Genomic DNA, 17,120 nt, shown 5'->3' with positions numbered 1-17,120 from the left:
GGCAGCCTCCTCAGCGATCCCGCCACACCGGCCTGCGCTTCTCGACGAAGGCACGCAGACCCTCTTCGGCGTCGGCGGTGGTCATCAGCTCGTCGTGATAGAGCTCCTCGAGCAGGGCCAGCCCCTCGGCGAAGTCGAGCCCGGCGGTGGCAAGTACGGCGCGCTTGGTGAGGCGGAGCACGACCGCGCTCAATGCGCGGAAGCGGGCCAGCTCCGATTCCACGACATCGTCGAGGCGGGCCGCTGGCACCACGCGGTCGACCAGACCGATCCGCTCCGCCTCGGTGGCGTCGATCACGTCGCCGGACAGGAGCAGGCGCAACGTGCGGGCCGGCCCGATTCGAGCCGGATATCGCAGCGCGGCGATGGGCGGAAAGACGCCCACTTTGATCTCGGGCTGGCCGAAGGTTGCCGACTCGGCGGCCACGACGAGGTCGCAGAAGGTGGCCAGCTCGGCGCCGCCGCCGAGCGCCGCGCCCTGCACGGCGGCCAGGGTGGCGCAGTCGAGCGCGCGCAGTCGGCGGAAGACGTGGTGAAAGGCCTCCAGCATCGGCCGCGCTTGCTCGCCCAGGTGGTCTTCCACGGCGACCCCGGCGCAGAACGCCTTGCCCTCGGCCGCCAGCACGAGCGCCTTCAGGGCCGGCCGGGCCGCCGCCCGCTCGAGGGCCTCGCCGAGCTCGTGCAGCACCTCGATGGTGAGAATGTTGAGCGGCGGCCGGGCCAGCGTGATCCTGACGATGTCCCGCTCGTCGGCGTAACGGAGGAACCGGAAGTCGCTCGGGGAGGCCGCCCTGCTCATCGTCGCCCGTTCCGTAGATCCAGCACCCGCTTGGCCTTGCCCACGCTCCGCTCCAGGGTTCTGGGCGACACGACGCTCACGTCGGCCGTGATCCCGGTGATTTCGTGGATCCTCCGACGTGCCAGCGTGCTGAGCGCGCCGGCCGCCGGGCCCTCGCCGCCGCTGGCGGTCTCGACCCGCACTTCCAGCGCGTCGAGCGCGCTCTCGCGCCGGAGTACCAGCAGGTAGTGAGGGGCCAGCCCGGGAACGCCGAGCAACGCGTGCTCGATCTGCGAGGGGTAGACATTGACGCCGCGGACGATGAGCATGTCGTCCGTTCGGGCCATGATCCGCCCGATCCGGACGAGCGTCCGGCCGCACGGGCAGGGCGCGGGGTCGATTGCGGTGAGATCGCGAGTCCGGTAGCGCAGCAGGGGCAAGGCCTCTTTGGTCAGGGTGGTGAAGACCAGCTCCCCGGTGACGCCGGGCGGGACGGGCTCCAGCGTGGCCGGGTCCACGATCTCGGGCAGAAAGTGGTCCTCGGCCACGTGCATGCCCCGGCGCTCCGGGCATTCCACCGCCACGCCGGGTCCGATCACCTCGCTGAGACCGTAGATGTTGAGCGCCATGACGTCGAGCCGGCTCTCGATGGCGTCACGCATCGCCTCCGTCCACGGCTCGGCGCCAAAGAAGCCCACGCGCAGCCGGAGGTCCTTGGTGGCGATTCCCGCATCCCCGAGGGCCTCGGCCAGGTGAAGCGCATAGGACGGGGTGCAGCAGAGGACGCTGGAGCCGAAATCGGTAAAGGCCGTCAGCTGGCGTTCGGTGAAGCCCCCCGACATCGGGATCACCGCGGCGCCCACACGCTCGGCGCCGTAGTGGAAGCCCAGCCCGCCGGTGAAGAGCCCGTACCCGTAAGCGTTGTGGACGACGTCGGCGGAGCCGACGCCGCCCATCTGGAGCGTACGCGCCATGACCTCGCTCCAGGTCTCGAGGTCGCCCCGGGTGTAGGCGACGACCGTCGGCTTGCCCGTCGTTCCCGAGGAGGCGTGGATGCGGACGATCCGCTCGAGGGGCACGGCCAGCAGCCCGTAGGGGTACGTGTCGCGGAAGTCGCTCTTGTCCGTGAAGGGCAGGCGGCGGAGGTCGTCGAGAGATTGGAGGTCGTCGGAGTGGACGCCGGCTCGGGCCAGCCGCTCTCGGTAGAGCGGCACGCGTTCGGCTGCCCACGCCACCGCCCGGCGGAGCCGGCGGAGCTGAAGGGCCGTGAGGTCGGGACGCGAGGATCGTTCGATAGCGGTGGCGTCGATCATGGGGTAGCCTCCTGGCGACTGAGGACGAGGCCGTACGCGTGGGCCGGCTCGGAACCATGGCCGTTCGCCGTCACCTCCGAGATCACGCCGCCCGGGCGGAGAGCGTAGCCGCGATCGGCGATACGGAACGCGGCGCGCGCGTTCTGCTCGATGAGGAGCATGGTGAGCCCCTCCCGCTTCAACGCGGCCAGGGCCCGGAAGATCTCGCCGATGACGAGGGGCGCCAGGCCCACCGACGGCTCGTCGAGCAGCAGCAGGCGCGGCCGGCTGATCAGGGCGCGGCCGATCGCCACCATCTGTTGCTCCCCGCCCGACAGCGTGGCTGCGGCCTGACCGAGACGCGGTCGTAGGGCCGGGAAGAGGCCGAGGACGCGCTCGAGGTCGGGGCCGAGGTGCGCCCGCCGCGCGGCCCGCCCGCACGGGTAGGCGCCCAGCGCGAGGTTCTCCCGCACAGTGAGCGGCCCGAAGAGCTCGCGCCCCTCGGGCACCAGGGCCAGGCCCCGGCGCACGATGACCTCGGTCGGCTGGTCGCTGATGCGGGCGCCGCCGAACGCGATCGTGCCCGCGCGCACGGGCACCAGGCCGGTCAGCGCGCGCAGGAGCGTCGTTTTGCCACCGCCGTTGGGTCCGACGATGGTGACCAGCTCGCCCGGGGTCACGTGCAGGCTCACCCCGCGCAACGCCTGGACGCGGCCGTAGAAGACGTCGAGGCCGACGACGTCGAGCATCAGGCGGCCTCCTCGCCGAGGTAGGCGGCGATCACCGCCGGATGCCTGCGCACGTCGGCCGGCCGGCCCTCGGCGAGCTTCTGGCCGTATGAAAGCACCAGGACCTCGTCCGAGATCCCCATCACGAAGTCCATGTGGTGGTCGACGAGAAGGACCGTGGTGCCGTCGTCGCGAATGGCGCGGATCAGGGTGGCCAGCCGTTCCTGCTCCCCGGCATCGAGGCCGCCCCCCGGCTCGTCGAGCAGCAGCAAGCTCGGTTCCATGGCCAGCGCGCGGGCCACCTCGACCAGCCGCTGCTCGCCATAAGGCAATGCGGCCGCCGGGACATCGGCGCGAGTGGCCAGTCCGACGCGCTCGAGGACGGCGGCCGCGCGCGCGTGCAGGCGCTGCTCCTCTCGCCGCGTGGCCCGGGTCCGCAGGGCGCACGCCGTCCAGCCCGCGCGCCCGCCTCGATGGCCGCCCACCAGCACGTGCTCCCGCACGGTCATATCGCCGAAGAGCCGCACGAGCTGAAAGGTCCGGGCGATGCCGCGCGCCGCCACGGCGTCGGGGCGGCCTACCGGCAGCGCCTCCCCGCGGAAGAAGGCCCGGCCCCGGGTGGGCACCAGGGCGCCGCAGATCATGTTGAAGATGGTCGTCTTGCCGGCGCCGTTGGGCCCGATGAGAGCCTTGATCTGGCCGGAGGCGACGGCGAAGTCGACACCGCGTACGGCGGCCACGCCGCCGAAGTGCTTGGCGAGACCCTGGACGTCGAGGAGGGATCGCACCGTCATGGCCGCGAATGTCGCAGTCCGCTGAGGCCGCGAGGCAGAAAGACCATGAAGGCCATGAGGGCGAGGCCGAAGAGGATGATCTCGTACTCGGCGGCACCGTGTGTGGCCGCCACCCGGGGCAGCAGGCTCCGCAGCCCCTCCACGAGCACCACGACGATGGCGGCGCCCAGCACCGCGCCCCACAGACTCGAAACGCCTCCGAGCACCACCATGACCACCAGCTCGACGGAGTAGACAAACCCGAACGGCGAAGGATTGATCACGGTCAGGTAGTGAGCGTAGAGCGACCCGGCGAGCGCGGTGAGGCCCCCGGCCAGCGCGAACACGCCGAGCTTGAGCCGGGTCACGTCGATACCTGCCGCCTGGGCGGCGGCCTCGTTGCCGTGAATGGCCCGCAGCGCGCGTCCGATACGGGAGTCGACGAGGTTGCCGGCGAGCCCCATGGCTACGAGCAGGCAGGCCCAGGTGAGCCAGAGCATGCGGGCGTCGGTGGTGAAGGCGAAGCGTCCCACCCGCAGCGGCGGGATGCCCGTGAGCCCCGACGGCCCTCCGGTGACGGCGCTCCAGTTCACGAGGACGTAGTAGACGATGATGCCGAAGCCGAGCGTGGCCATGGCCAGGAGCAGGCCGGACAGGCGGAAGATCGGCAATCCCACGAGGAGCGCGGTCAGGGTGCCGGCGACGAAGGCGACGGCGAGCGCGGCCCAGCCGTTCCAGCCGCCAGTGGTGGTCAACACGCCGCTCACGTAGGCCCCGAGGGCGAGGAAGGCGGCCTGGCCGAGCGACACCTGCCCGGCATAGCCCATGACCAGCGAGAGCCCCAGCGCGGCCAGGGCGTTGAGGCCGATGAAGACGAGCGTGCCCAGGACGTAGCCGGAGGCGACGAGCCACGGCAGCGCGGCCAGCCCTGCCCCCACCGCGGCCAGCACCGCCCAGCGTCGGCGAGCGCTCATCGCTCAGGCCTCGTCGGCCACCCGCCAGGGCAGCCAGCCGGCCACCTGGGCGAGGGCGAGCAGGATGAGGATGACGAAGGCGACGGCGTCCTTGTAGCCGGAGGAGACGAAGCCGGCGGCCAGGGACTCGAGCACGCCGAGCAGGAAACCGCCGGCGACGGCGCCCGGCGGGCTCACCAGGCCTCCGAGCACGGCGGCCACGAATCCCTTGAGCCCGAGCAAGAGGCCCATGTCGTAGGTGGCGTACGTGATCGGCGCGATCACGGCGCCGGCGGTGGCTCCGAGCGCGCCGGCCAGCGCGAATGCCAGCAGGAACATGCGGTCGACGCGGATGCCCATGAGCCGGGCGGCGCGGGGGTTCACCGCGCAGGCACGGACGGCGGTGCCCGGGTAGGTGCGCGTGAAGAAGACCCACAGCAGTGCGAAGACGACGACAGCGACGGCGAGCACCCACAGCCCCTGCCGCACGACCACGGCCCCGAGCACGCGAAGGGGCGGCCCCGGGGAGAACGCGGGCAGCGCGAAGGGGTCGGTGCCCCAGGCGATCAGCGCCGCGCCCCGGAGGGCGATGGAGGCGCCGATGGTGAGGATGAGGAGCGACAACGCCGGGCCGGCGCGGAGCGGGTGGACGGCCACCCGCTCCAGCACGGCGCCGAGCGCGGCGACGGCGACGACCGTCAGTGCGAAGGCTGCGGGAAGGCCCAGGCCCCGCTCCACCAGGGTCGCCGTACCCAACGCGCCCAGCATCACCATCTCGCCCTGGGCGAAGTTGATGACCCGGGTGACACTGTAGACGATCACGAAGCCCAGCCCGATGAGGGCGTAGACGCCCCCCACCACCAGCCCGGAGGCGAGGTACTGGGCCAGCTGGTCGGTAATGCTCACCGGGCGACCTTCCACTGGCCGTCGGCGATCTGGACCATGGTGACGGCCCGCACGTCGAGCCCGTTGTGGTCGGTCGGCGAGAAGTTGAAGATGCCGGTGATCCCTACGAAGTTCCGGGTGCCCTCGATGGCTGTGCGGATGGCCGCCCGGTCCGGTCCGGCCGTCTCCATCGCCCGCAACACGAGCCAGAGCGCGTCCCAGGCGTGGCCACCGAAGGTGTTGCGCGGGCCGTAGCGGGCTTCGAAGTCGCGCGCATAGGCGAGCAGCACCGGCTTCTGCGCGTCGCCGTCGGCGAGCTGTTCGGCGACCAGCAACTTGCCCACGGGGAAGACGACCCCGTTGGCGGCAGGACCGGCCAGCTCGATGTAGCGCTTGTTGCCGACACCGTGGCTCTGGAACAGGGGCGCTCGCAGCCCGAGGTCGGCGTAGTTCTTGGTGGCGAGGGAGGCGGAGGGCGGGATCGACCAGACGATGACGGCCTGGGGGTTGGCCGCCTTCACGCGAGTGAGCTGGGCGGTCATGTCCACGTCCCGCTGGCCGAATTTCTCGTTGGCCACGACAGTGAGACCCAGGCGCCGGGCCGCCTTCTCGAATTCGATCCACCCCAGTTGGCCGAAGGCGTAATCCACGTTGAGCCAGCCCACCCGGGTGAGCCCCTTGGCCTTGAGGTGCTCGGCCAGCACCCCCACGATCAGGTGATCGCTCTGGGGAGTCTTGAAGATCCACTTCCGCTCGGCCACCGGCTCCACGATCTTGATGGCCGCCGCGCAGGAGACCATCGGCACTTCGGCCTTCTGCACGGTGTCGAGGATGGCCAGCGAGGTGCCGCTGAGCGTGGTGCCGATGATGGCCGCGACCCGATCCTCGTCGATGAGCTTCTTGGCGGCCAGGACGGCCTTGGTCTCGTCGCTACCGTCGTCGTAGATGACGAGCTTGATCGGGTGCAGCCGGCCGTCCGGCGCCTTGATCCCGCCTCTGGCATTGACCTCGCTCTCGATCATGAGCGCGGTGTCACGCTCGGGGATGCCGAGCGAGGAGCCGGGGCCGGTGATGGAGAAGATCGCCCCGATCCTGTAGACCTCCTGGCCCGGCGCCGCCGAGGTAGCCGCGACCGCCGTGCCGATGCTGAGCAGCAGTGCGATGAGCAAGCGCATGACCGTCCTCCTCTGGCCGGCCGGGGCGGGCCGGCGATGCACTATCAGACCGACATCTCCATCTGGACCATCGGCCCGTGCCGGAGGCCCAGGCGCAGAAAGAACTCGCGCACGTCCGTCTGGCCGAGGTCGATGAGCGTGGCGACCTTGTTGAGGGCGCGCAGTTCCCGCCCGCTCGTCACGAAGCGCTCGACCAGGGCGCGTCCCACCCCCAGGCCGCGGTAGCGGGGGTCGAGCCCGATCAGATCGATCCAGCCGATTCTCGCCGCGATGCCGAACTCCGACTCGCCGACCCAGCCGAAGAGGAAGCCGACCAGGCGGCCGTCGGTCTCGGCCACCAGCGACATCCAGGGCGGGCGGAGCGCGGCGATTTCCAGGCGGGTCTGCCAGTAGTCCTTGCGCGTCTGCCCGGTGAGCTTCTCGTCGATGCGGACGATGTCGTCGAGGTCGGTCAGCTCGACCGGGCGGACGGTGATGGCCGGGCGATTCATGTGCCGCCTCCCTCAGGCCGCCGCGGCGGCTTGCCGCTTGCGGAAGCGCTGCAGCCCCAGGAGGGCGGCCCCCAGCGCCGTGATGAACTGCGGCTCGTCGGCCACGTTGACGGCGATACCGAGCTTGTCGCGGAGGGCGTGGACCATGCCTTCCTGACGGGCCACGCCCCCGATGAAGGTGACCTCGCCATCCAGGCCCACGCGCTTGAGGAGGGCCAGGGCGCGGTCGGCCAGCGAGTTGTGGATGCCGCGCAGGATGTTCTCCACGCCGACGCCCTCGGAGACGTGGTTGATGATCTCCGACTCGGCCAGCACGGCGCAGACGCTGGAGATAGGCTGTGGCCGGCCGGCGCCGAGGGACAGCCGACCGATGTCGGACACGGCGACCTCGAGGTACTTGGCCGCCCGCTCGAGAAAGCCGCCGGAACCGGCCGCGCACTTCTCGTTCATGTGGAACTCTTTGACCTTGCCGCCCTCACGGAGCTTGATGGCCCGCGAGCACTGAGCGCCGATGTCGAGCACGTAACGGGTGCTGGGGAACACGGCGGCGGCCCCCCGGGCGCCGCAGGTGAGGTCGGTGATCTGAATGTCGCGCGCCGCGACGGCATAGCGCCCCAGCCCGGTGGTGGCCACGTAGGCCAGCGCCTGAAAGTCGGCGCCGGCGTCGGCGAGGCTCGCGGCCAGCGCCTCGCCGGCCACGTGCTCGAAGTCCGCCTTGGTGCGCACCTGGGCGCGCCCGCGCCGGATGCCTTCGGCGTCGACGAGCACGCACTTGGTCGTTCCCGAGCCGATGTCGATCCCAGCCACGAGCATGGTCAGGCCTCCCGCACTCCCGGGGCCGCGCTGGCGGGCTCCGCGGCTGGTCCGTGGGCGGTGGTGGGCGGCGCGGCGGCGGCCGCCTCGGCCCGCTCCAGCGCGAACAGAGCGGCACCGAGAGCACCCATGAAGTGGCCGTCGTCGCTGACGTTGATAGAGCGGCCGAGCACGGCTTCCAGCGCGCGCACCATCCCGACGTTGCGCGAGACACCGCCGGTGAAGGTGACCTCGTCGTCCACGCCCACGCGTCGCACGAGGGCCATCGTCCGCGTGGCGATCGCCTTGTGGACGCCGCCCAGGATGTCCTCGATCGTCTTGCGTTGAGCCAGGTAGGACATGATGTCGGATTCCACGAAGACGGTGCAGACCGAGGTCAGGCGGACGGGGTTCTTGGCCTCCAGCGCGCGCAGGCCGATCTCGGCGAGGGGCAGGCCGGTGACGTCGGCCGCCGCCGAGAGGAAGCGCCCGGTGCCGGCCGCGCACTTGTCGTTCATCGAGAAGTCGACGACCGAGCCGTCCGGGCCGACCTTGATGGCCTTGGTGTCCTGCCCGCCCATGTCGATGACGGTCCTCGTGCGCGGGAAGAGGAAGTGCGCCCCGCGAGCATGGCAGGTGATCTCGGTGATCTGGGCATCGCCGAAGGTGACCTTGTAGCGGCCGTACCCGGTGCCCACGACGTAGGCGATGGCCTCGCGGTCGATCCCGGCGGTCTGGCAGGCGCGCACGAAGGCCGTCTCACCGGCACGCGTGACGTTGGCGCCCGTATCGATCAGCGCGCGGCCGACGATGCGTCGGGCGCTGTCGACGAGCACGGCCTTGGTCTGGGTGGAGCCCACGTCGACTCCGGCGCCGAGGATCATGATGGTCTCCTGTCGAGCCTGAGGTGGGGGACGGTGATGGGTCGGAGCAGGCCGGCCTGGAGGATGACCAGGGCCTTGGCCTGCACCTGTGCGGCCATCATGAGGGTACCGGCCAGGGCCGCGGCAATCCGCGCCGCCTCGGGGATGATCAGGCCGACGGCGGCCACGAGGAGCGGGAACACGTAGCCGCCGGCCACCACCGCGATGGCGCCGCCGCCCTCCCGCAGCGCGCGCGTAGCCGACAACGATGCCTCGTCGCCATACCAGGTCACGTAGCCGAGCCAGACGATGCCGGCGCCCAGGGCGAGCGCGATCACGGCGAAGAGCCTGGCCCCGCTCGGCGTTCCGCCCGCCAGGACGTCGGCGAGCGTGAGCAGCCCGGTGCCCGCGACCACCGCCGAGACGAGGCTCACCAGCGGCATGACGGGCGTATTCCAGGCGGGGACGCCACGGGCGCGGCGCAGCATGAAGCCCTGGGCCAGGACGAGGCCGGCGGCCGCGAGGGTAGCGAGCAGCCGCGGGCCCGGGCCAGGAACGACGAACTCAGCTGCGGCCAGCACGGCGAAGGCGCCGCCCGCCCACAGCTCCCGCGACATCCAGGAGGTCGACAGACGCGCCAGCACGCGAGGGCCGCGCAAGGGCCGGCCGGCTTCGGTGGCCACCGCCAGGAACCCGGCCAGCACCAGCGCCGGCCCCAACCACGAGGCCAGCGTGAGCGCCGGCGCCGGCCGGAAGTGTGCGGTGACGGCGGCGGCCAGGTAGAAGCCGGCGCCCAGGGCGCCGGCGGCGAAGTTGGCGACGGCCGGGGCGCCCCAGAGCCGCTGGGGGCGCACGGGGATGAGCGTGGCCGGAGTCCAGGTGTCGAAGCTCCTCACGGCTCACTCCACCACGTAGAACACCGAGGGTTGCGTGCCACACTCGGGCAGGAGCGGCACGGCGCGGCCGGCGCCGGCCAGCCGGGCCACGCGGCTCGTGGGATCGTCCAGGTCGCCGAACAGGATCGCGTCGGCGATGCAGGCGACGGCGCACATTGGCGTGGCGTCGGCGTCCACGCCGGGCTGCAGGCCGCGGGCGACGCCGGCGTCGACGCGCTCCTTGCAGAAGGTGCACTTCGTCATCACGCCCCGGCGCTCCGGGCGCGCCACGGCCTCCTCGGAGGGCGTGGGCGACGCGAAGTAGCCGCAGGCGTCGTGCATGAGGTGCCGGGCCTGGTAGGGGCACGCCACCGCGCAGTAGCCACATCCCACGCAGGCGTCGTAGGCGACCCAGACGATGCCGTCGGGCCGCTGGCGCGAGGCGCCGGTCGGGCAGACGGGCACACACGGCGGCTCGGCGCAGTGCATGCACTGCATGGGCAGGAACACGCGGCGCACGTCCGGGTACTCGCCCACCTCACAGTCGGCGACGAAGCGCCACTGGTAGTCGGCGGGCAGACCGTGCTCCTGCTTGCAGGCAATGGTGCAGGTCTGGCAGCCGACGCAGCGGCGCAGGTCGATCACCATGCCCCAGCGCATCAGCCGGCCCTCCGGACGGCGACGGGAACGAGATCGGCGCCGCTGCCCGTGGCGTCGGTCAGGGCCAGATCCATCGTCGCGACCTGGTTGAGATTGGGCATACCCAGGTCTCGCGCGAACGGCGTGGTCCAGTGGCCAAACTGCTGCAGCACGACGACCACGTCGGGACGGACGCCTTCACGCAGGATGGCTCGCCCGCGCGTGGTGCCGGTGGGTGACTCGATCTCGACGAGATCGCCGTCCGCGATGCCGAGGCGGCCGGCGGCGCGCCGGTTGAGCATGACGCCGAAGTGGCCGCTGACGCGGCGGGCGACCTCGGCCAGGATGGGCAGCGAGACGTTGGCCCCCCAGGAGTACTGCATGCTCCGGCTGGTCAGCAGCCAGAACGGGAAGTCCTCGGCGCTCCGCCCGTGCGCGGCGGCCGTCCCCCTCCAGATCCCGGGGAAGTCCTTCCACGGCGGCAGCGCCTGATACTCGTCGAGCTGCACGTCCCACCACTTGATGCCGCGCTCGTGCAGGCGCGCGCCCAGCTCGTGGCCCAGCCGCTTGATCCGCTCCTGGTAGGGGAGCTCGTAGCGAAGGCCTCTGGCCGCCATCGCGCCGTGCAGGTAGTACTGCCGCGTCGGGAACGGCACGAAGAAGGCGCCGTGCTGCTTGAACCAGGCCAGGTCGCGCTCAACGGCGCCCTTGCTGAGCGAGCGGGTGGCTGCCCGGCACACGCGGTCCCAGATCTCGTCCGCCGACGGCCTTGCGCCCGGCGCGAAGGCGTAGTCGTAGTGGTCGCCGGTGAGCGGCACGGTGGTGCCGGCGCCGCGGTTGAGCGCCGTCAGATAGGCGTCGAGCAGGCCGGTCCGGGCGGCCAGCTCGGTGGCGACATCGGTGAGATCGCGGGTGTCGTACGGCGGGCGCGTCACCGGCTGACGGAGCGCCCAACCCGTGTGCTCCCAGTACTGCTCGATGTACTTGGTGCCGCCCACGCGGTAGAGCTGAAGCGACTCGAGGTCGGTGGCCTCCGGTAGCAGGAGATCGGCGTACCAGTTGGTCTCGTCCTGCGTGTAGGCGAAGGCAGCGACGAACGGGAAGCGCTCCAGCGCACGCTCGATCCGCCCCGTCTCCCAGTTGGAGATGGCCGGGTTGGTGCGGTAGATGATCCACACGTCGGGCACGGTGGGGGCCGGCCACTGCTCGGGCGGGCTCTCCATGAAGAGCCAGGGCAAATGGGCGGGCCCGAGCGCCGCCGACCACGGTGAGTGATCCGCGAGCGGCACCAGCGTGCGGTAGGCGTTGCGGACGTGGGGGGCGGCCTGCCATCGATCACGGCCGGTGTCATTGAGGGGTTGCTCCATGAAGCCGTCGGGTCCCGGCCGCACGGAGTCGAGCCGGTTCTGGGCGGGGCGGTTGAGCCTCACCGTAGTGCCGAGAATGCCCCCGGGCACCTCGAGCGCTCCGACCACGGCGGCCAGCACCGTGCGTGCCCAACAGCACTCGTAGCCGCCCCAGCCGTTGGTGACGGTCTTGCCGAGCAGGATAGCGACCGGACGGTAGGGATAGATCGTGCCCTCGATCGCAATGGTGGCGCCGACGTTGGCGTGAGCGAGGTACTCGCCGGCGAGGCGCCGGATCGTGGCGGCGGGGACGTCGGCGATCGCCGACGCCCACTCCGGCGTGTACCCGCTCACGTGGTCGATCAGGTGCGCGAAGGCCGGCCGGACGCGCTCGCACACGCTGCGCTCGGCGCCATCGGGGCCCATTTCCAGCCCGGCCGCGATGAACTCGCCGTGCAGGGCCGGCCGCGCGCATGCCGGATCGTCGAAGGGCACCGGTCGCTCGCGGTCCCGATCCCACACGAGTGGCTTTCGGGTCTCCGGATCGCGCAGGTAATAGCCGCCGGGTCCGACCAGATAGGCGGAAGCGGTCATTCGCTCGAGGAAGGGGACATCACAGACGGCGCGCCAGTCCCGCTCGTGCAAGATCACGTGGAGGATCGCCAGCAGCACGGCGGCGTCGGTCTTGGGGCGGATCGGCACCCACTCGGTAGCGCCGGCGCCGGTGACCGAGAGGTGGGGTTCGAACTGCACCCAGGTGATGCCGCGGGCCCGCGCCTCGGCGTGGCGGTGCACACCGGTGACACCGCCGGAGGCGTCGCCGTTGTAGCCGAAGGACAGCACGAAGTCGCAGCGGGGTGTGTCGGCCGCGACGGTGAAGGCTCGGTGCCAGAACTCCCCGTAGAGATGCTCGGAGTGATAGCACTTGACGCCCTGCCCGCTGCCGATGCCCTGGTCGATGGGGCCCCAGGCGGCGAGGAAGGCCGCGAAGGTGCCCAGGTATGCCGGGGCGATGCCGCCCGAGCCGAAAGTGACGGCCAGCCGCGGGTAGCCCGCCTCGTCGACGAGGCCCGTGGCCCGCAGGGCCCGCAGGCGCTGGGCGAGCAGGTCGAGCGCCTCCTCCCAGGAGATCGCCTGCCAGCCCGGTGACTCGTCGCGGCCCTTGCGGGGGTTGGTGCGCTTGAGCGGCGTCCTGACCCGCGCCGGATTGTAGAGCTTCTGGACGAGGCCGTAGGCCCGCACGCACACCTTGCCGCCGGCCGGGTGCTCGGCGGCCACATCGCCGTTGGGCTCGACGCCGACGGCCACGCCGTCACGGACCACGACCTTCAGGAGATCGGGACCGGCCACGCACTGATAGCAGTAGACGGGGACCTTCTCGACGGTGGCCGGCGTCTTGTCCCTCATCGCCGCCTCAGTGGCCCGCCCCCACGAGCTTCTTGTGCTCGAGGGCCTCGAAAAAAGCGTCGATCCGGTTCCGCAGCTGGGCCTCCGCGTAGTAGCGCGGATCCTCGAGATCGGATTCGACCAGGAGCGTCGGTACGCCCAGCTCCCGGGTGAAGTAATCGCGCATGTCGCCCTGACCCGCCGAGAACAGGCGACAAGACTTGATCGAGTGGATGACCAGGGCGTCGGCCTCCCATTCCTCGACGTACCGCTTGATCTGGCCGTAGCGGGCGGTGATGGAGCGGTTGGTGAGGTTTTCCCGCAGCATCTGCTCGGCGATCGACTCCAGGGGACGCTGCGGGTCGTGGCGGAAGCCCCACTCCCAGATCCCGCCGACCGTCGAGTAGGTGGACTGCACGGCCACGGCGCCCCACCGGGTGAAGAGGTTGCGGAAGCTCTTGTAGTAGGGGTACGGAGGCGGTCCCTCCACCACGGTACGGAACCGCTCCTCGCTGAGCGGTCCCAAGCCCTGGGTCACCAGCTCTTCGAACTCGGCCACGGCCTCGTCGAAAAACTCGGCCGCTTCCCGCGTGCCCCGCAGAACGTTGATGGGGCCCATCATGTTGATGGAGTCGAAGTAGGCGTCGAAGGGAGCGGGACGGTGGCGGGTGAGGTGCTTGCAGCGGGCGTAGCCCGCCTCGGCGCGGGCGGCGTGACCCAGGATCTCGCGCAGATAGTCGATGTCGAACTTCTTGCCGCTGACCGATTCGCACAGCGTGATGAGCTCCTCGAGCTGGCTCACCACGTAGCGGACATCCCCCGGGGTCGGCTCGGGCGTGCGGGCGAAGGGGGTGTCGAGGACGAAGAGCCGGGAGCCCGACACGTCGGCCAGATGCTCGAACCACTTCACGTAGACGTTGCAGCCCACGTAGTTGCACACGGTGATGGTGGGAAAGGGGATGGGCTTGCCTGGTCCCATGCCCCCGTCCAGGAAGAGGCCGATGTCGGCTTTGACATAGGCGCAGTTGTCGGAGGAGTAGCCGGCCTGCTCGGCCTTGAGGATGAGGGGCAGCGACTTCTTGCGGATGGCGTTCTGGAGCGCGGTGACCTCGGGAAACATGGGTAGGACGTGACAGGCCCTCAGCAGCTCCACGCAGTTGCCGGAGATCATCAGGGCGCCGGTGGGCACGCCCTCGGCCTCGGCGCGGGCCAGCTCGCTCATCCAGGCCGACATCAGCTGGCGGGAACGCTGGTGGACCCGTCCCTGGTACTGCCGTTCCGTGACTGCCTCGGCCATCGGACCCTCCCGAGCCGTCGTCGTCAGTCGAACAGCATGGACTCCACGAACGTCTCGATCTCGTTGCGGGTGCGCTCGAAGGTCCACATCTTCTCCTCGAACTCCACGACGAGATGCGGGATGCCGGCCCGCTCCAGGCCCTGCTTCATGAGCACGTAGTCGAAGAGGGCCGGCTCGCAGAACTTCGCCGGCGCGAAGACGACCGCGTCCGCCCCCGAGCGGCGGACCTTGTCGATGAGACCGGCCGAGCGGTGCTGCCGCCCCTCGTGCCGGGTGGACGAGGGCGCGGCCTGGTTCACGTAGGCTGCGGCCAGGCGCTCGAAGGGGTCGCCGTCGGCGGCGACGTCGGCGGTGAACCAGCGCCAGCCGAGGAGCAAGTCGTCCTCCACGACGTAACAGCCGGCCTCCTCCAGCACTTCGAGCAAGCCGAGGGGCGGCTGCTCGCAGAACGCGCCCTCGAGGACCACGCGCATCCGGTCCTGACGGCGGGTCGGCCGGCCGGGCAGGGCCGCCACCAGGTCGCCCAGCCAGCCCAGCGTGTCCTCGGGCCGCGCCAGCGTGGCCGCGCGCAGCGCGAGGTAGAGCTCCACGGTGGAGAGCTTCTCGGGCGCCTCGATGCGCAGCCTGTACAGGGCGCGTAGCCGGGCGCGGAGCGTGTTGTAGGTCTCGATGGACTTGGCCAGCGCCGCGTCCGTGACCTCGAGACCGAAGCTCTGCGCGAAGGCGTCGGCCAGCCGCCGGAGCTCCCCCTGGAGATACCCGACGACGGCCGGCGAGGTGGAGTTCTGCGGCAGGTGCAGGTACTCCACGAAGGCCTCGGGGAAGTTCCGCTTGTAGATCGAGGCGAGGTTGCGGGCGACGTCGCAGATGTTCGAGAACACGAAGCCGTCCACGCCTCGGACCAGCCCCTGAAAGCCCAGCTCCAGGCTGGACTTGGCGATCGAGCACACGAAGGACTGAAAGCGCGCGTCGGCGTGGGTCAGCTCGACCGAGGTGCCTCCGCCCAGGAGCGCGAGCGGCAGCATGCCCGCCGCATGGATCACCTCCGCGGGCGCCCACACCGGGTAGACGGCCACCGCGCGGCCACCGGGGTGAGCCGCCTTCCAGCGTTCGGCGACGGCGCCCAGCGGCTCGGCGACGACGGCCCGGCAATGCTCGATGATGGCGTCAACCGTCATGTCCGCCTCCCCGGGTCGTCGCCGGTGGGCCGTCGACCACGGCCGAGCGTTCCAGGAAGCCGTGGAGGAAGAGGGCACCCACGCTGGCAGCGAGCGCTCCCACCTCGTCGCCGGCCGTGAGGTGAGGACGCCGAGCGATGCCGTTGAGCATGCCGAGCAGCAGGTTGGTCGCCGACAGCAGCTCGTCGCCGGCCCGGCCATGCGGGTCGAGCTCGCGGAGAATGGCCAGGCCACGCTGTACATAGGCGTTACGCCGGGCGCCGATCTCGGCGCGGCGGGCCTCGGCGAGCAGCTCGGTCTCGCGGTTGATGAGCTTGAGCTCGAGCGGGTGGTGGAAGCCGAAGTCGAGATGCGTGCGGATCAGGGCCAGCAGCTTCGTCTGGGGTGTGCGCGCCGTGGCCAGCGCCCGATCCAGGCTCGCGTGCAGGTCATCGAGCGCGCGGTCGAGGACGAGGAACAGTAATTCCTCCTTGCCTCCCACGTAGTGGTAGAGCCCGGCCACCGAGAGGTCGGCCGCCCGCGCGATCTCGCGGATCGAGGCCTGGTGGAAGCCGCGGCGGCCGAAGACGTCAGCCGCCGCCGTCAGGATGCCGTCGTACCGCGCCTCGATCGCCACGCCGAACCTCCCGCCAAACGGGCGTTCCACCTGCCCGTACGGTAGGGCGTTCGGTGGCCCGTGCGAATCAGGAGCCTGGCTCATTTTTCCGGGCCGTCCGGCTCATTCCGCGGCGCCACGAGCACGGACTCGGCGCCGGGCGGCGACGTAGGTGGGGCAGGCTTCCCAGCGCGCCCTGCGGCAGTACCGCTCGATCTCGTCGCGGGTCGGCATGCGTACGCGGCCCGTGGGCAGGCGGCAGTAGATGGCAACGCGCGGGTCGCTCGTCGTTCCGGGGTGCTGGAAGGGGCAGTCAGTCATGGTGCTCCTCTCTCGGGAGCCAGCCACGCCCGGGCGCGTATTCGAGAAGCGGAGCGTGGCCAGGCGGGAACTCCACCTCGCGCTCGATAGACCACCGGCGTTCCGTCTGACCGAGGTCGGTGAGCGTCACGGCCACGCGGTGCCGGCCCGGAGTGACGGCGATCTCCTCGTAGCCGTAGATGGGGCCGTCACGTCTGAGCCCGGTCGGCTGGTAGGTCCGGGTGAGGACGGGCCGCCCGTGGATGAACACGGTGAGCCGGGCCTGGGCGCGGCGTGCTGTCCTCCCGGACGTGCCCTCGACCGGACGCATGTGACGCAGACGCCCGCCGGTCTGCTCGTCCGGACGGGCCGCCTCTTCGAAACCGCTCACGTATCTCAGCGAGATTCTCAGCCGTGCCTCGCCGGCGGGCGTCGCCGCCCACGGCCAGGCCGCCAGCGTGCCCAGGGCCCACGAGACGGCGGTGAGCAGGGCCAGAAAGCCGGCGATGCGCGCGGCTTTCGGGCGGCGGTCGGGGACGATCGCGGTCACGGCAGTCCCCGCCGGAACTCCTCGAGCTCGCGGAGGAAGCGTTCGACCTCGACCGGGGAAAAGTAGCCGACCCGCACGCGCCCGGACGGTACGTCCTTGAGGGCCGGCAGGCGCGCGCCCGACAGGCGGGCGCTGAGCCAGGCGCTGCCCTCCCGGAACTGGCAGTCCTCGGGATGGCATGCCGCGACGTAGACGCCCGCGGCGCCCGCGTCGAGGGCCTGGCG

Annotated in this window: 19 protein-coding genes; all 19 read right to left on the bottom strand. The window is 71.1% G+C overall.

Translation table 11 applies throughout. The features are described 5' to 3' along the window. Positions 1-10: 10 nt before the first annotated feature. The gene (locus VFR64_15045) at positions 11-799 is read right to left on the bottom strand and encodes an enoyl-CoA hydratase-related protein (protein ID HET9491057.1); all 789 of its coding nucleotides are present in this window, start codon (positions 797-799) and stop codon (positions 11-13) included. Beyond that, positions 796-2,091: a phenylacetate--CoA ligase gene (locus VFR64_15040; protein ID HET9491056.1), complete on the bottom strand. Its 1,296-nt coding sequence runs from the start codon at positions 2,089-2,091 to the stop codon at positions 796-798. Before VFR64_15040 ends, VFR64_15045 begins: the two co-directional genes overlap by 4 nt. Next, the gene (locus VFR64_15035) at positions 2,088-2,819 is read right to left on the bottom strand and encodes an ABC transporter ATP-binding protein (GenBank protein ID HET9491055.1); all 732 of its coding nucleotides are present in this window, start codon (positions 2,817-2,819) and stop codon (positions 2,088-2,090) included. The genes VFR64_15040 and VFR64_15035 overlap by 4 nt, the downstream gene beginning before the upstream one ends. Beyond that, positions 2,819-3,592, bottom strand: a complete 774-nt coding sequence (locus VFR64_15030; GenBank protein HET9491054.1) for an ABC transporter ATP-binding protein — start codon at positions 3,590-3,592, stop codon at positions 2,819-2,821. The genes VFR64_15035 and VFR64_15030 overlap by 1 nt, the downstream gene beginning before the upstream one ends. Continuing rightward, positions 3,589-4,545, bottom strand: coding sequence for a branched-chain amino acid ABC transporter permease (locus tag VFR64_15025; protein ID HET9491053.1), 957 nt, complete (start codon positions 4,543-4,545; stop codon positions 3,589-3,591). The genes VFR64_15030 and VFR64_15025 overlap by 4 nt, the downstream gene beginning before the upstream one ends. 3 nt (positions 4,546-4,548) lie before the next feature. After that, entirely contained in the window at positions 4,549-5,430 is an 882-nt protein-coding gene (locus VFR64_15020; GenBank protein ID HET9491052.1) for a branched-chain amino acid ABC transporter permease, read from the bottom strand. After that, complete coding sequence (locus VFR64_15015; GenBank protein HET9491051.1) at positions 5,427-6,584, bottom strand: ABC transporter substrate-binding protein; 1,158 nt, start codon at positions 6,582-6,584, stop codon at positions 5,427-5,429. Before VFR64_15015 ends, VFR64_15020 begins: the two co-directional genes overlap by 4 nt. Positions 6,585-6,628: 44 nt before the next feature. Beyond that, positions 6,629-7,075: a GNAT family N-acetyltransferase gene (locus VFR64_15010; protein HET9491050.1), complete on the bottom strand. Its 447-nt coding sequence runs from the start codon at positions 7,073-7,075 to the stop codon at positions 6,629-6,631. 12 nt (positions 7,076-7,087) lie between these two features. Continuing rightward, positions 7,088-7,888, bottom strand: coding sequence for an acyl-CoA dehydratase activase (locus tag VFR64_15005; GenBank protein HET9491049.1), 801 nt, complete (start codon positions 7,886-7,888; stop codon positions 7,088-7,090). A 2-nt stretch (positions 7,889-7,890) separates the two neighbouring features. Continuing rightward, complete coding sequence (locus VFR64_15000) at positions 7,891-8,751, bottom strand: acyl-CoA dehydratase activase (protein HET9491048.1); 861 nt, start codon at positions 8,749-8,751, stop codon at positions 7,891-7,893. Further along, positions 8,748-9,626, bottom strand: a complete 879-nt coding sequence (locus VFR64_14995; protein HET9491047.1) for a DmsC/YnfH family molybdoenzyme membrane anchor subunit — start codon at positions 9,624-9,626, stop codon at positions 8,748-8,750. Before VFR64_14995 ends, VFR64_15000 begins: the two co-directional genes overlap by 4 nt. A 3-nt stretch (positions 9,627-9,629) precedes the next feature. Next, positions 9,630-10,265 (bottom strand): 4Fe-4S dicluster domain-containing protein, encoded by a 636-nt coding sequence (locus tag VFR64_14990; GenBank protein HET9491046.1) that lies wholly within the window; start codon positions 10,263-10,265, stop codon positions 9,630-9,632. Further along, positions 10,265-12,997, bottom strand: a complete 2,733-nt coding sequence (locus tag VFR64_14985) for a molybdopterin-dependent oxidoreductase (protein HET9491045.1) — start codon at positions 12,995-12,997, stop codon at positions 10,265-10,267. The genes VFR64_14990 and VFR64_14985 overlap by 1 nt, the downstream gene beginning before the upstream one ends. Positions 12,998-13,004: 7 nt before the next feature. Beyond that, positions 13,005-14,273 carry a 2-hydroxyacyl-CoA dehydratase family protein gene (locus tag VFR64_14980; GenBank protein ID HET9491044.1) on the bottom strand — a complete coding sequence of 423 codons (1,269 nt, stop codon included), beginning with the start codon at positions 14,271-14,273 and terminating at the stop codon, positions 13,005-13,007. A 23-nt stretch (positions 14,274-14,296) separates the two neighbouring features. After that, the gene (locus tag VFR64_14975) at positions 14,297-15,451 is read right to left on the bottom strand and encodes a 2-hydroxyacyl-CoA dehydratase (protein HET9491043.1); all 1,155 of its coding nucleotides are present in this window, start codon (positions 15,449-15,451) and stop codon (positions 14,297-14,299) included. Continuing rightward, positions 15,441-16,067 (bottom strand): TetR/AcrR family transcriptional regulator, encoded by a 627-nt coding sequence (locus VFR64_14970; protein ID HET9491042.1) that lies wholly within the window; start codon positions 16,065-16,067, stop codon positions 15,441-15,443. Before VFR64_14970 ends, VFR64_14975 begins: the two co-directional genes overlap by 11 nt. A 102-nt stretch (positions 16,068-16,169) precedes the next feature. Beyond that, positions 16,170-16,367 carry a hypothetical protein gene (locus tag VFR64_14965; protein ID HET9491041.1) on the bottom strand — a complete coding sequence of 66 codons (198 nt, stop codon included), beginning with the start codon at positions 16,365-16,367 and terminating at the stop codon, positions 16,170-16,172. Next, positions 16,360-16,896, bottom strand: a complete 537-nt coding sequence (locus VFR64_14960) for a hypothetical protein (GenBank protein HET9491040.1) — start codon at positions 16,894-16,896, stop codon at positions 16,360-16,362. The genes VFR64_14965 and VFR64_14960 overlap by 8 nt, the downstream gene beginning before the upstream one ends. Beyond that, a partial coding sequence (locus VFR64_14955; protein ID HET9491039.1) for a hydrogenase iron-sulfur subunit occupies positions 16,893-17,120 on the bottom strand: 228 nt, incomplete at its 5' end. The genes VFR64_14955 and VFR64_14960, both read right to left, overlap by 4 nt.

This window comes from Candidatus Methylomirabilota bacterium (assembly GCA_035709005.1).
Classification (GTDB): domain Bacteria; phylum Methylomirabilota; class Methylomirabilia; order Rokubacteriales; family CSP1-6; genus 40CM-4-69-5.
Note: the sequence above shows the minus strand (reverse complement) of the source record. Positions and strands in the feature narration are given on the sequence as shown.